General features: G+C 42.0%; 13 protein-coding genes. 12 read left to right on the top strand and 1 reads right to left on the bottom strand.

From position 1 onward, the window contains the following. Positions 1–159 precede the first annotated feature (159 nt). The 12 genes from HMPREF1019_RS08885 to carB all read left to right on the top strand — a co-directional run bounded on the left by HMPREF1019_RS08885 (position 160) and on the right by carB (position 13623). Positions 160–1692, top strand: coding sequence for an ABC transporter substrate-binding protein (locus HMPREF1019_RS08885; RefSeq protein WP_009295386.1), 1533 nt, complete (start codon positions 160–162; stop codon positions 1690–1692). A 12-nt stretch (positions 1693–1704) separates the two neighbouring features. Next, entirely contained in the window at positions 1705–2643 is a 939-nt protein-coding gene (locus HMPREF1019_RS08880) for an ABC transporter permease (RefSeq protein WP_009295385.1), read from the top strand. After that, complete coding sequence (locus tag HMPREF1019_RS08875) at positions 2640–3440, top strand: ABC transporter permease (protein WP_009295384.1); 801 nt, start codon at positions 2640–2642, stop codon at positions 3438–3440. The genes HMPREF1019_RS08880 and HMPREF1019_RS08875 overlap by 4 nt, the downstream gene beginning before the upstream one ends. After that, on the top strand, positions 3437–4117 hold the full coding sequence (locus tag HMPREF1019_RS08870) for an ATP-binding cassette domain-containing protein (protein ID WP_009295383.1): 681 nt from the start codon (positions 3437–3439) through the stop codon (positions 4115–4117). Before HMPREF1019_RS08875 ends, HMPREF1019_RS08870 begins: the two co-directional genes overlap by 4 nt. Beyond that, positions 4114–4863 carry an ATP-binding cassette domain-containing protein gene (locus tag HMPREF1019_RS08865; protein WP_009295382.1) on the top strand — a complete coding sequence of 250 codons (750 nt, stop codon included), beginning with the start codon at positions 4114–4116 and terminating at the stop codon, positions 4861–4863. Before HMPREF1019_RS08870 ends, HMPREF1019_RS08865 begins: the two co-directional genes overlap by 4 nt. A 26-nt stretch (positions 4864–4889) precedes the next feature. Next, the gene (locus HMPREF1019_RS08860) at positions 4890–5966 is read left to right on the top strand and encodes an epoxyqueuosine reductase QueH (protein ID WP_009295381.1); all 1077 of its coding nucleotides are present in this window, start codon (positions 4890–4892) and stop codon (positions 5964–5966) included. A 110-nt stretch (positions 5967–6076) separates the two neighbouring features. Beyond that, positions 6077–6523, top strand: a complete 447-nt coding sequence (fabZ, locus tag HMPREF1019_RS08855; RefSeq protein ID WP_004317884.1) for a 3-hydroxyacyl-ACP dehydratase FabZ — start codon at positions 6077–6079, stop codon at positions 6521–6523. Between the two features lie 24 nt (positions 6524–6547). Next, complete coding sequence (gene lpxA / locus HMPREF1019_RS08850; RefSeq protein WP_009295380.1) at positions 6548–7336, top strand: acyl-ACP--UDP-N-acetylglucosamine O-acyltransferase; 789 nt, start codon at positions 6548–6550, stop codon at positions 7334–7336. Beyond that, positions 7336–8568, top strand: a complete 1233-nt coding sequence (clpX, locus tag HMPREF1019_RS08845; protein ID WP_009295379.1) for an ATP-dependent Clp protease ATP-binding subunit ClpX — start codon at positions 7336–7338, stop codon at positions 8566–8568. Before lpxA ends, clpX begins: the two co-directional genes overlap by 1 nt. 9 nt (positions 8569–8577) lie before the next feature. Then, positions 8578–9615 (top strand): rod shape-determining protein, encoded by a 1038-nt coding sequence (locus tag HMPREF1019_RS08840; protein ID WP_002939972.1) that lies wholly within the window; start codon positions 8578–8580, stop codon positions 9613–9615. After that, a complete protein-coding gene (gene mreC / locus HMPREF1019_RS08835; protein ID WP_004317872.1) occupies positions 9605–10360 on the top strand; it encodes a rod shape-determining protein MreC in 756 nt (251 codons plus the stop codon). The genes HMPREF1019_RS08840 and mreC overlap by 11 nt, the downstream gene beginning before the upstream one ends. After that, positions 10360–13623, top strand: a complete 3264-nt coding sequence (carB, locus tag HMPREF1019_RS08830; RefSeq protein WP_009295378.1) for a carbamoyl-phosphate synthase large subunit — start codon at positions 10360–10362, stop codon at positions 13621–13623. The genes mreC and carB overlap by 1 nt, the downstream gene beginning before the upstream one ends. A gap of 49 nt (positions 13624–13672) precedes the next feature. Here the strand turns inward: carB and HMPREF1019_RS08825 are convergent. After that, positions 13673–14114, bottom strand: a 442-nt coding sequence (locus HMPREF1019_RS08825) for an NAD(P)/FAD-dependent oxidoreductase (protein ID WP_009295377.1), incomplete at its 5' end; no start/stop codon positions are given.

Raw genomic sequence — 14114 nt, 5'->3', positions numbered from 1 at the left:
TTGTCAGCTAAAATGAGCCTTGATTTTACTTTAAAAAAGGTTAAAAGTTAGTTAGAAATTTCAAATTTTCTATACATTAAATTTACATTTATCTTAATAATACTTTTATACATTTCGTATTACTATTCGTCAAATATTTTTTAAACAAAGGAGCGAGTGATGAAGAGATTTTTGGCTTTATTGTTTTTGTTGTTTTCTGCCTTTGCTTATGCAAATGAAAATGCCGTTGTGGTCGCTATCGAGGAGCAAACACCTCGTATAAATCCACTCTACGACGAGGATCACGATCCTACGCTTTCGCTGGTTTTTTCTGGACTTACTAGCCACGATGAAAATAGCCACGTCGTGCCTGAGCTTGCCAAGTCTTGGCAGGTGAGCGATGACGGGCTGGAGTATGTTTTTGAGCTTAGAGATGATGCTTTTTGGCATGACGGGGTGAAATTTAGCGCAAAGGACGTTAAATTTACCATCGAAGCGGCTCAAGATAAGAAGCTAAACGCGCCTGCTATCTCAAACTACGATGTGGTAAAAAGCGTTGAAATTTTAGGCGATTATAAAGTAAAGATCACGCTTAGCGAGCCATTTCCGCCATTTCTTGACGCGCTTAGCTTTGGCGTTTTGCCTGAGCACATTTTAAAGGGCAAAGATATTGCAACTGATAAATTTAACGACGCTCCTATTGGCACTGGCGCATATAAGCTTGTAAAATGGAAAAAAGATGAGAGCTTGGAGTTTGTGGCAAATGATAAATTCTATAAAGGCGAGCCAAAGATAAAAAGGCTATTTTTAAAGATCGTTGGCGATGAAAATTTAAGGCTTGTTGGGCTTAAAAGCGGTGAGATCGACGTTGCGCTCATTTCTCCAACTGGTGTAAATTTCATAAAAGATGATAAAAAATTAAGCTTGCTTAAATTTAAAAGTGCGGACTATAGAGCTTTGATGTTTAACTTTAATGATCCTCTTTTTCAAGATAAAAATGTAAGGACAGCCCTAAACTACGCGGTTAATAAAGATGAGATAGTTAAAAAACTATTTCACGGATATGCAAGCGTAGCGAACAATCCTATAGAAAAAAGCTTTGCAAACGACAGCGAGTTTAAATTTAGCTACGATCCGCAAAAGGCTAGGGAGCTACTTGAAAAGAGTGGCTTTAAGAAAAACAAGGCTGGCTTTTTTGAGAAGGACGGCAAGGAGCTTGGCTTTGACATATACGCCTTTAATAACGACATCTTAAGGGTCAATCTAGCCAAAATTTTAAGCAGTGAGTTTGAGAAATTTGGCGTAAGAGCCAAAGCCTATGCAAAGCCAAAAACAGCTTTTAGCATAAGCAAGGTAGATAGCTTCGTGATCGGCTGGGGAAGCCCATTTGATCCAGACTTTCACACATATAGAATTTTTGGCGGATTTGCCGACATCGATGTCAATGAAAATGGCTGGAATTTTAGCCACTACAAGGACGCAAACGTCGATCTTGCCCTAAAAAACGCAAGATATACAAAGGACGTGGAGCTTAGGAAAAAATACTACAAAGAATTTCTAAAAGCGCTTTTTGAAAATCCACCTTACATTTTTATAGCCTATCTTGACTATCCGCTCGTCTTTAACAACAAAATTTCAGGCATAAAGACGCAAATTTTAGGCCACCATGGTGCTGGATTTTTATGGAACATAAGAGAGTGGCAAGTAAAATAGTGGATAAATGCATTGTTTAGAGCCATTTTAAAAACAGCGATCTCAAGCCTTGGGTTGCTGTTTTTTATCTCATTTTTTCTATTTTTGCTCATATATTTTTTGCCAGGCAATGTCACTGACGCGATGTTTTTGCGAAGTGAGGCGGTGAGCGTGGCTATAAAAGAGCAAATTTTAGAAAATTTGGGGCTAAAAGATGGCTTTTTTGTGCAGTATTTTAGGTGGCTGGCTCACTTTGTCGCGGGGGACTTTGGCACTAGCTTTGTAAGTGGAGCAAGTGTGTCGCTACTCATTAAAGAGCGGATATTAAATTCGCTTATTTTGTTTTTTGCTTCGTTTTTTCTGATAGTTTTTTTGTCATTTTTCTTGGGGCTTTTAAGCGCCATTTATAAGAATAAATTTGCCGATATCTTTATAAACTTTAGCTCCTTTTTGCTGGCTTCATTGCCGCATTTTTACATCGCACTTGTGCTAATTGCGATCTTTAGCGTCTATCTAAACGTGCTGCCAAGCTCTGGCGCAAACGAGCTAGGCTCTAGCGGTGTTGGGATGAAATTTATCATCTTGCCAACGCTTGCTATCATCTTGCCACACCTTGGCGCAAACGTGAAATTTGTAAGAGACAGGCTAAATCAAAGCCTAAACGCTGACTTTATCCAGACGGCCCACGCTAGAGGCTTGGGACGGGGCAAAATTTATCTCTTTGCCATAAAGCACGCAAGCACCGACATAGTCTACTATTTCGCAACCCTTGTGGCTGGCGTTTTTGCTGGCTCATACGTCATTGAGAGCATTTTTTCATTTCCAGGCATAGGCAAGCTTAGCCTTGATGCGGTGATCGCCAAAGACTATCCAGTCGCACTTGCGACCATTTTGCTAACGGCTGTTTTTGTCGTTTTTGCAAATTTGCTAGCTAAAATTTTTGCCATATTAGCAGATAAGAGAAATTTATGAGAAAAGTCATATTTTTCTTAGCCTGTTTTGTCTTTTTGTCGCTTGTCACATTTGCCTTTGTGACGCCATTTTTCTCTAAATTTGAGCCAAATTTCACTGACTTTATGGCAGTAAATTTAGCCCCAAGTAGCGAGCATATCTTTGGCACTGACATCCTAGGCAGGGACAATCTCATAAGAGTGGCCTACGCGCTTAAAAACTCGCTTCTTATCTTGCTTTTAGCTGGCTTTTTAATGACGCTTTTCTCGCTCATCTACGCATATTTTGGCACGAGTAGGAGCAGGGTTTGTGAGAGCCTTTTTGATAAGGGGCTTGATGCCTTTTTAAGTATCCCAAACATCGTTTTTATCATGCTTTTTAGCTCATTTAGTAGCGGAGATCTGCTCATAACCTCTTTTATTATCGCCATTTGCTCCTTTATGCAAGGCGCAAAAGTTTTTATGCAAAATTTAAGACTTAGTAAAAAGTGCGACTACGCCGAGCAAGCCGTGATAAATGGAGCTAGTAAATTTAGTCTTATCTGCTTTGAAATTTTGCCAAATTTAAAGCATTTAATAATTAGCATCTTTGGCATAAACGCGATAAACGCGGTCGTCATGGAGGCTACGCTTGGCTTTTTTGGCGTGGGAAGTGACGCAAATAAAATAAGCCTTGGCATCATGCTAAATGAGAGCAAAGAGGCGCTTTTTCTTGGCTCTTGGTGGATGGTGCTTTTCCCTGGCGTGACGCTCTTTTTGCTCATCCTTGCAACCTCGATCATCACATCAAATTCAAAAAATGGCAATATAAAAATATGATAGAGATTAAAAATTTAAACGTTTTTTATAAGGATAAAAAGCTTTTGCGTGAGCTTGATTTTGCCATGGGCGAGGGTAAATTTATAGGTATCACGGGTGCAAGTGGCAGTGGCAAATCGCTTTTTGCAAAGAGTTTAATAAGGCTTTTTGATGATGATTTTAGAGTGAGGGCGGATAAATTTAGCATTTATAAAAAAGATATCTTAAAACTTAGTCAAAATGAGCTAAAAGAGCACCGAAAAAAGGTCGCTGCGCTCGTTTTTCAAAACTCAGTTGCAAGCCTTCATCCGCTCTTAAACGTGGGCGATCATTTTAACGCCTATCTTGGCGGCGATAATAAATCAAATAAAGAGCTTGCGTTTGCTTATTTTAGGGAGTTTGGGCTGGGTAATGCAAATCTCATCTGGCACAAATTTTCATACGAGCTAAGTGGCGGCGAGGCGAGCCGTGTGCAGATCGCTCTTGCGCTTTGCTTAAAGCCAAAAATCCTAATCTGCGATGAGATAACAAGTGGGCTTGATAGCATTAGTGGTAGCCACGTGGCGGGCATCTTGGAGAGTTTAAAGGGCAAGATGAGTGTCATTTTTATCTCGCACGATGAGGCGCTGACAAGCTATCTTAGTGATGAAATTTGGCAGATGAGAGATGGGCGGCTAAATTTAAAGGAAAATGCGTGAAAATCAGGCTTGAAAACGTATCAAAAAGTTTAAGCTTTAAGGAGCATTTTAACGCTAGAGCTGAAGTACTGCACCTTTTAGAGGGGATAAGTTGCGAGCTTGATGATGGCGAAAATTTAGCTATTTTGGGTCAAAGTGGCAGTGGCAAAAGCACGCTTGCAAAGCTCATATCATTTAGCGAGCCAAAAAGTGGGGGCAAAATTTATATAAATAATGAAGAGATAACCGATAAAAATGAGCTCAAAAAAGACATCAGATATATCTTGCAAAACCAAAAACAAGCCCTAAACCCAGCGCTAAAAGTAAAAACCGCCATCGCTCACGTGAGGTCATATCTTAAGCTTAGCTTTAGCGAAAATGAGCTTAAAGAGTTTCTAGCGAATTTAAATTTAAAAGATGAAATTTTAGAAAAATATCCATCACAGCTAAGTGGCGGCGAGGCGACGAGGGTTGGGATACTGCTAGCGCTTCTTTCAAAGCCAAAAATTTTAATCTGCGACGAGATAACAAGCGGACTTGACAACGAGACGAAGCAAAAGATCATAAATTTGCTTTTAAGCTTGGATGAAAAGATCAGCATTATTTTTATCACGCACGATATTTTAAGTGCGATGAAGATAGCGCAAAAGGTGCTAATAATCGAATCTGGCAAGCAAGTGGCTTTTGGTAAATTTGATGATCTTGCAAGCCAAAATGTCCTTAAAAAATACCTTGATGCAGCTAAATTTTATGATGACAAACTTTGATATAATGCAAGCAAAAAAGGTCAAATTTGCTAGTTCATATCTGCTGCTCGGTCGATAGCCACTACTTTTTACAGCGCCTACGAAAAGATCATCCAAATGAGCGAATAGTAGGCTATTTTTACGATCCAAACATACACCCGTATAGCGAATTTTTACTGCGTTTTGAGGACGTGAAGCGAAGCTGCGAGAAGCTTGGCATCAAGCTAATATGTGGCGAATACGACTACGAAGCGTGGCTTGGCGGCACAAAGGGACTTGAAGATGAGCCAGAAAAGGGCAAAAGGTGCGAATACTGCTTTGATTTTCGTATGAAAGACTCTGCTAAAAAGGCGATAGAGCTTGGTCTAAATAAGATCACGACAACGCTTTTGATGAGCCCAAAAAAGGACTTTTTTCAGCTTAAAAAGGCGCTTGATGAGGCGGTGGCTGGCTCAAATTTAGAAGCCGTTGCAGTTGATTATAGAAAAAATGGCGGCACAAGCGAGCAGTTTATCCTCGCTAAAAAGGACAAACTCTATCACCAAAACTACTGCGGTTGCGTCTTTGCGCTAAAAAAACAGCGCGACTCGCAAAATTTGCCCCAAAGTGAGCTAATGAGCGAGCTGCACGCAAGGGCACTTTATGGCAGCATTGAGGCTAGACTTGAGCTTTACAAAAAGGTGCGCCTTTGCGAGGCGAGAGGAGAGAAATTTCACCTTTTTAGAAGGCGATTTTTAAACTACAGACTTTTGCGCGCTAGTGTTAAATTTGATGGAGCTGTGGTGCCAAGCTACTTTGTGCTCTACTCTGGCTTTAAAAGAGAGAATTTAAAGCTTAATGTGGAGCGCGACTGCGAGTTCGATGATGAGCTAAAAGAGGGCGCGATATTTATGAGCATAGAGCGCTTTAATAAATTTACAAATAGTAAATTTAAAAGCGTTGATGAGCTTTGTAAAAGGTCGCTTGAGCTTGACGCCGAGATGAAATTTCGTAGGCAGATATGCGGGGAGTTTTCGCAAAATCCTATCATCATCTTAGACGAGGTCAAAAAGGGCAGCTACGAAATTTACGCAAAGGCTGTTTTTTACAACGACAGCGAAGAAATTTTGGTTTTAGAGGGCTAAATTTAGACCCACTAAGGCTAAATTTCAGAGATTTTAAAAGAGACTAATAATTTTTTTCTTAGTATAAATTTGTTACAATCTGCCAAAATTTACATTACTAAGGCTAAAACGTGATAGACGTCGTAGAAATTCAAAAAATTCTTCCACATAGATTTCCTTTTTTGCTTATCGATAGAGTTGTCGAGCTAGAGCCTGCAAAAAACATCGTCGCTTATAAAAATGTAACCATTGGCGAGCCGATATTTCAGGGGCACTTCCCAGGTCACCCGATCTATCCTGGCGTGATGATAATAGAAGGCATGGCGCAAGCTGGCGGCGTGCTAGCGTTTAAGAGTATGAGCGATGAGCATCAAGCTGGCATCGAGAACAAAGTGGTCTATTTTATGAGCATAGACGGAGCGAAATTTCGCCATCCAGTCCGCCCTGGAGATAGGCTAGAGTATAGATTAAATGTATTAAAACATAAAGGCAATATCTGGGTGCTTGAGGGCAAAGCATATGTTGATGATGTGCTATGCGCCGAGGCTGAACTAAAAGCGATGATAGTCGATAAATAGGCTTTTGCTTAAAAAAGAGAGACAATGAAAAATATCCACCAAACAGCAGTTATAGAAGATGGAGCGATCATTGGAGATGACGCAAATATCGAGGCTTACGCATTTGTAAGTAAAGATGCGGTCCTTGGCAACAACGTCACGATAAAACAAGGCGCAAGAGTGCTTGGCAAGACGAGGATAGGCGATAACTCTCGTGTATTTAGCTACGCGATCGTGGGTGACATCCCGCAAGATATCAGCTATAAAGATGAGGTCGATACTGGCGTCATCATCGGCGAGCACGCAACTATACGTGAGTTTTGCACGATAAACTCAGGCACGCACAAGGGCGATGGTATAACAAGGATCGGTGATAACGCCTTTATCATGGCATACTCTCACATCGCACACGACTGCATAATAGGCAGCAACGTCATTTTGGCAAATAATGCAACTCTAGCAGGCCACGTCGAGCTTGGCGACTACGCTGTTGTAGGCGGTCTTACGCCTATTCACCAGTTTGTTAGAGTGGGTGAGAGCTGCATGGTCGCAGGTGCTAGTGCACTCAGTCAAGATGTAGTGCCATTTTGCCTAGCTGAGGGCAACAGAGCCTATATAAGAAGCTTAAATTTAGTTGGCATTAGGCGTAGATTTGACAAAGAGCAGGTTGAAGAGCTTGTTCGCGCTTATAAATTTTTGTTTAATCAAGGCATTAGCCTAAAAGATCAAGCAAACGAGCTGATCGCAAAAACCAGCGATGAAAATGTTAAAAAAATGTGTAAATTTATATTAGAAACGACAAGAGGAATTCCGCTTGCAAAAGGAAGAGATTAATGGCTAGAAAGTGTAATTTTTGTGGCGAGGCTGAGTCTGCTGAGAGAAGGTTATTAGCAGATATCGAAGGAAACGCCTATATATGCGAGTACTGTATAGCAGCAGCATACGATATGATACATGGTGATACAAGTGTAGAAGAGAGTAAAAGTGAAGAGGCGATAGAGTATCAAAAGCTCACACCAAAGGAGCTAAAAGCGGTACTTGATAACTACGTGATCGGTCAAGATAGGGCTAAAAAGGTCTTTAGCGTCGGCGTATATAACCATTATAAGAGAATTTTTAAACAAAGCGACATCAAAGACGATACTGAAATTTCAAAATCAAACATCTTGCTTGTTGGTCCAACTGGAAGCGGCAAGACGCTGATGGCTCAGACTTTGGCGAGATTTCTTGACGTGCCTATCGCGATTTGCGATGCGACAAGCCTAACTGAGGCTGGATATGTCGGCGAGGACGTTGAAAATATCCTTACAAGGCTCTTGCAAGCTGCAAATGGCGACGTGAAAAAGGCGGAGCAGGGCATTGTATTTGTCGATGAGATCGATAAGATCGCTAGAATGAGCGAAAACAGAAGCATCACAAGAGACGTTTCAGGCGAGGGCGTGCAGCAAGCGCTTTTAAAGATCATCGAAGGTAGCGTCGTAAATATCCCACCAAAAGGCGGCAGAAAGCATCCAAATCAAGACTTCATCCAGATAGATACGACAAATATCTTATTTGTTTGCGGCGGTGCATTTGACGGACTTCTTGACATTATCGAGCGCAGAGTTGGCAAAAACGTACTTGGCTTTAACCAAGAAAAACGTGGCAAAAACGAAAAAGAAAATTTACTAAGCCTACTTGAGCCAGACGATCTTGTAAAATACGGCCTCATCCCAGAGCTCATCGGCAGACTTCACGTAGTGGCTACTTTAAATGAGATAACAAAAGAGGATATGGTTAAAATTTTGACCGAGCCAAAAAATGCGATATTAAAACAATATCAAAAGCTTTGTGCGATCGACGGCGCTACGCTTAAATTTGATGATGAAGCGCTTGAAGAGATAGCGAGCCTTGCTATCGAGCGAAAGACTGGAGCAAGAGGGCTTAGAAGCATAATGGAAGAGCTCATGACAGATATAATGTATGATCTGCCAGAGCTAAAAGACTACGATATCGTGATCTCAAAAGAGACGGTAAAAGATGGTGCAAAGCCAATTTTAATAAAACACGACAAGAAAATAGCGTAAAGGAAATAGATGTTTTTAGATCAGGTTATAGGTTTTTTCTCAAGTGATATGGGTATAGATTTAGGTACGGCAAACACTTTGGTTTTGGTAAAAGATAAGGGAATAATCATAAATGAACCATCAGTTGTTGCAGTAAGACGTGAGAAATATGGAAAACAAAAAATTTTAGCAGTCGGCCACGCTGCAAAAGAGATGGTGGGAAAAACTCCTGGCGACATCGAGGCGATAAGACCGATGAGAGATGGCGTTATCGCGGACTTTGACATGACAGAGAGGATGATACGCTACTTTATAGAAAAGACCCATAGAAGGAAAAATTTCTTACGCCCAAGGATCATCATCTCAGTTCCTTACGGACTTACTCAGGTTGAAAGAAAAGCTGTTAGAGAGAGCGCACTAAGTGCTGGTGCAAGAGAGGTATTTTTGATAGAAGAGCCTATGGCAGCAGCTATCGGAGCAAATTTACCAGTTCGCGAACCACAAGGCAACCTTGTAGTTGATATCGGCGGTGGTACGACTGAGATCGGTGTCGTCTCACTTGGCGGTCTGGTAATATCAAAATCTATCCGCACAGCTGGCGACAAGATAGATAGCAGCATTGTTAATTACATAAAAGAAAAATACAACTTACTAATAGGTGAGAGAACAGGCGAGGAGATAAAGATCGCTGTGGGCTCTGCTGTGCAGCTTGAAAAAGAGCTAAGCGTAGTGGTAAAAGGACGCGATCAAGTGAGCGGTCTTTTAAGCAGGGTTGAGCTAACAAGTGAGGATGTGAGAGAGGCGATGAGAGAGCCACTAAAAGAGATCGCTGATGCGCTTAAAACCGTGCTTGAGATGATGCCGCCTGATCTTGCGGGCGATATCGTAGAGACTGGTATCGTGCTAACTGGCGGTGGAGCGCTTATTAGAGGGCTTGACAAGTTCTTGTCTGATATCGTTAAGCTTCCAGTATTTGTAGCTGATGAGCCGCTTCTTGCTGTTGCTAGAGGCACAGGCAAGGCACTTCAAGAGATCGGACTTTTACAACAGCTAACAAATGAAGAGTAAGATTGTTCTTTTTGTTTTTATAGCGTTGCTTGCTGGCGCCTCGATGTTTAAGGGCGAAATTTTAAGCAACATCTCTATTAAATTTAGCAACTACGCTATAAATTCATACGACAATTTTGCTAAAAGCGTGAAAGATTATATAAACGAATATTTTAGGCAGGCTAGCGAGATAGAAAAACTAAGAGCGCAAAACAAAGAGCTAGAGCGCTCAGCCACGCTTCTATCTACTTTTGCAAACGAGCTAAATCAAATTTTAAAAGATAAAAACTCAACTGCCTACGCCCCAGCCGTAAAGCTAGTAAAAGGGCTTAGTTACGTGCATATCGGGGATTATAATAAAATTTGGATAAGCGAGTTTGAAGGATACGACCCAAATAAAATTTATGGGCTCATCTATCAAGGAAGCAGCGCCGGCATCGTCATCGCAAAAGATGGCAAGCCTCTAGCTTACTTGCAAAATGACCCAAAAAGTATATTTGCAGTCTATATAGGAAATGACAAAATTCCAGGCGTCGCGCATGGAAATCAAGGCCAAATAATGGTGAAATTTATCCCACAATGGCTCAGCCCAAAAGAGGGCGACGAGGTCTTTACGAGCGGGCTTGACGGGATATTTTTTAGTGGGGTGCCAGTAGGGCGCGTGAGTAAAATTTTAAAAGAGAGCTCCTATCAAAGCGTGATAGTTGAGCCCTATGCGAAGCTAAACATACCAAACTACCTATACGTTGTAACAAAGGAAAAATGATGCCAAAAAGAACAGATATAAATACCATTTTGCTAATCGGCTCAGGCCCTATCGTCATCGGTCAAGCCTGCGAATTTGACTACTCAGGCACGCAAGCAGCCAAGACGCTAAAAGAGCTTGGATATCGCGTAGTGCTCATAAACTCAAACCCGGCCACCATCATGACTGATCCAAATTTCGCCGACGCAACGTATATAGAGCCGATCACAAAAGATAGCATTTTAAAGATCATCGAAAAAGAAAAGATTGACGCCATCTTACCAACGATGGGCGGTCAAGTGGCGCTAAATGCCGCTATGGAGGTCTTTGAGAGTGGCCTTTTAAAGGATGTCAAATTTCTTGGTGCAAACCCAGAAGCGATAAAAAAGGGCGAAGATAGACAAATTTTTAAAGCGACCATGCAAAAGATCGGCATGGATCTGCCTGAGAGTAGATATGCCTACAATATGGACGACGCGCTAAATGCGGCAAACGAGATAGGCTTTCCGCTCATCATAAGAGCTAGCTACACGCTTGGTGGCGCAGGAAGCGGCGTGGCTTACAATATGGACGAATTTAAAGAGCTAGCCAACACTGGCCTTGACGCAAGCCCGATACATGAAATTTTGATAGAAGAGAGCTTGCTTGGCTGGAAAGAGTATGAGATGGAGGTCATTAGAGATAGAAATGACAACTGCATCATCGTCTGCTCGATCGAGAATTTTGACCCAATGGGCGTGCATACAGGCGATAGCATCACGGTCGCACCAGCACTCACACTCACAGATAAAGAGTATCAGGCGATGCGTGACGCTAGCTTTGCCATACTTCGCGAGATAGGCGTTGATACTGGCGGCAGCAACGTGCAGTTTGCCATAGACCCAAAAACGGGCCGTATGATCGTTATCGAGATGAACCCACGCGTTAGCCGAAGCTCGGCGCTTGCCAGTAAAGCTACTGGCTATCCGATCGCAAAGGTCGCGACACTTCTAGCAGTTGGTTTTAGCCTAGATGAGATCAAAAACGACATCACTGGCACTCCTGCTAGCTTTGAGCCGGTGATTGATTATATCGTGACAAAGATCCCGCGCTTTACATTTGAGAAATTCCCGGGATCAAACCCATATCTAGGCACTGCGATGAAGTCAGTTGGCGAGGTCATGGCGATAGGTAGGACATTTAAAGAGAGCATCCAAAAGGCGCTTTGTAGCCTAGAGCGTGATCTTTGCGGATTTAACAGCCTTAGCCTAGAGAAAAACGCTTTGATTTATGGCATCAGAAATGCAAATGAGAGAAGAATTTTATATCTAGCACAAGCCTTTAGAGATGACTTTAGCGTGGCTGAGGTGTATGAGTTTAGCAAGATCGATCCTTGGTTTTTGGAGCAAATTTATGAGATAGTTAAATTTGAAGATAAGATCGACATGGATATCTTAAACAACGAAGAGCTACTGCGAGAGGCCAAAAGCATGGGCTTTTCAGACAAGATGATAGCTGTGCTTATAAATGAAAAAGACGATCTTGAGCTTAGCCAAAATGATATCTATTTTGCGAGAGAGAAGCTTGGCATCGAGCTTGAATACAACGAGGTCGATACTTGCGCGGGTGAATTTAAGGCGCTAACGCCATATCTTTACTCAACCACAAATATCACTAAATTTCCTAAAAAAGAGCCTGTAAAAGACGCTAAAAAGGTGATGATAATAGGCGGCGGTCCAAACAGGATCGGCCAGGGTATAGAGTTTGACTACTGCTGCGTGCATGCAAGCTACGCCCTAAGAGACCTTGGCATAAAGACGATAATGTATAACTGCAACCCAGAAACCGTCTCAACCGACTACGACACGAGCGATATTTTGTATTTTGAGCCGATCGATTTTGAGCACGTTAGATCAGTCATCGAGCGTGAAAAGCCAGACGGCGTGATCGTGCATTTTGGCGGCCAAACTCCGCTTAAATTTGCAAAACGCCTAAGCGTGATCGGCGCTAAGATCATCGGCACAACCGCAAGAGTGATCGACGTGGCCGAGGATAGAAAGAAATTTAGCGAATTTATAAATAAAATAGGCGTCCTTCAGCCTAAAAACGACACCGCCACTAGCCTAGAAGAAGCCTTGCAAAAGGCCGCAAATATTGGCTATCCAGTGCTCGTTCGTCCAAGCTACGTTCTAGGTGGCAGAGCGATGAGAAGGGTGCATAACGAGAGTGAGCTAAAAGAGTATATGAGCGAGGCGGTAAAGGTTAGCAACCACTCGCCAGTGCTACTTGATAAATTTTTACAAGACGCAAAAGAGCTCGACGTAGACGCGATATGTGATGGCAAAGAGGTCTATATCGGCGCTATAATGGAGCACATCGAGGAGGCTGGAATTCACTCTGGCGACTCGGCTTGCATATTGCCACCGATGAGCTTAAGCGATGAGATGATAAAAAAAGTGGAGAAGCAAACCAGAGATATCGCGCTAAATTTAGGCGTTGTCGGTCTTATGAATATCCAGTTTGCTATCTATGAAAATGAGCTTTATATGATCGAGGTAAATCCTCGTGCGAGCAGGACCGTGCCGTTTGTGAGCAAGGCTACTGGCGTGCCTATGGCAAAGGTGGCGACAAGAGTTATGTGGCAGGGAAATTTACGTGAGGCACTTAAATTTTATGATGATTACAAGGTTGTTTATGAAGATGGCGACATCTTAAAACCTCGCGTAAGCTCGCATGTTTGCGTAAAAGAGTGCGTGCTGCCGTTTAACAAGCTAAGTGGCGCTGATCTTATCCTTGGCCCTGAGATGAAGAGCACGGGCGAGGTCATGGGTATAAGCCACGACTTTGCAAGCTCATTTGCAAAGAGCCAGATCGCTGCGAGCAACACTTTGCCAAGCAAGGGCAGGGTATTTTTAACGCTAGCTGACGCTGATAAATCTTACGCACCTGATCTTGCAAAAGAGCTAATAGCGCTTGGTTTTAGCATCGTCGCAACTGGTGGTACGCATAAAATTTTAAGCGAAGCTGGCGTGGAGGCTGAGTTTGTCTATAAGATAAGCGAGGGCAGACCAAACGTCGAAGATAGGCTTAAAAATGGCGATATAGCGCTTGTTATAAATACAAGCGATACTAAATCAAGCGTGGATGATGGCAAAAAGATCCGCCAAAATGTGCTTAGATTTAAGATCCCTTACTTCACAACGATCCGTGCAGCGCTTGCAGCTGCTAAGTCATTAAGCACGGTTCAAACTGGCAAAGCACTTGAAGTAAAAAGCTTGCAAGAGTATCTAAGAGAGAAACAATAAATTTAGTGGCAGTTTTTGCTGCCACTAGCTAAATTTCACTTCTATTTGATTAGCTATTTTTTAAAGCGCTAGCTACCTTGAAAGCACTTGTAAATGCAAAATGCAAGTTATATCCGCCAAGCATACCAGTGATATCTAAAACTTCTCCTATAAAGTAAAGCCCTTTTACGCTTTTACACTCTAAATTTTCATTTAAAAAATTAGTCTTTACGCCACCTTTTGTAACTTCAGCCCTTTCAAAGCCAAATGTCCCAGCTGGGGCAAAATGATATGCAAAAAGCCTTTTTATGATGCTCTTTTCATCATCACTAAATTCATAAAATGCCCTATCTTTTAAACCAAAATTTCTTAAAAACTCCAGCACAAATCTCTTTGGCAAAGGTAAAACTGAACTAAGCTGCTTTTTGCCATTTACTAAATTTTTCTCACTAAATTTAGGCAGAAAATTTATGCAAATTCGACCCTTTTGCCAAAAGAGTGAGGCGTTTAGT

Origin of the sequence: Campylobacter sp. 10_1_50, assembly GCF_000238755.1 — a bacterium.
In the GTDB taxonomy this organism is placed as follows: domain Bacteria; phylum Campylobacterota; class Campylobacteria; order Campylobacterales; family Campylobacteraceae; genus Campylobacter_A; species Campylobacter_A concisus_R.
Note: the sequence above shows the minus strand (reverse complement) of the source record. Positions and strands in the feature narration are given on the sequence as shown.

Excerpts from the sequence above, each read along its gene's own strand:
- HMPREF1019_RS08885 (WP_009295386.1), top strand. The coding sequence starts at position 160 with ATGAAGAGATTTTTGGCTTTATTGTTTTTGTTGTTTTCTGCCTTTGCT.
- HMPREF1019_RS08875 (WP_009295384.1), top strand. The coding sequence starts at position 2,640 with ATGAGAAAAGTCATATTTTTCTTAGCCTGTTTTGTCTTTTTGTCGCTT.
- HMPREF1019_RS08870 (WP_009295383.1), top strand. The coding sequence starts at position 3,437 with ATGATAGAGATTAAAAATTTAAACGTTTTTTATAAGGATAAAAAGCTT.
- lpxA (WP_009295380.1), top strand. The coding sequence starts at position 6,548 with ATGAAAAATATCCACCAAACAGCAGTTATAGAAGATGGAGCGATCATT.
- clpX (WP_009295379.1), top strand. The coding sequence starts at position 7,336 with ATGGCTAGAAAGTGTAATTTTTGTGGCGAGGCTGAGTCTGCTGAGAGA.
- HMPREF1019_RS08840 (WP_002939972.1), top strand. The coding sequence starts at position 8,578 with ATGTTTTTAGATCAGGTTATAGGTTTTTTCTCAAGTGATATGGGTATA.
- mreC (WP_004317872.1), top strand. The coding sequence starts at position 9,605 with ATGAAGAGTAAGATTGTTCTTTTTGTTTTTATAGCGTTGCTTGCTGGC.
- carB (WP_009295378.1), top strand. The coding sequence starts at position 10,360 with ATGCCAAAAAGAACAGATATAAATACCATTTTGCTAATCGGCTCAGGC.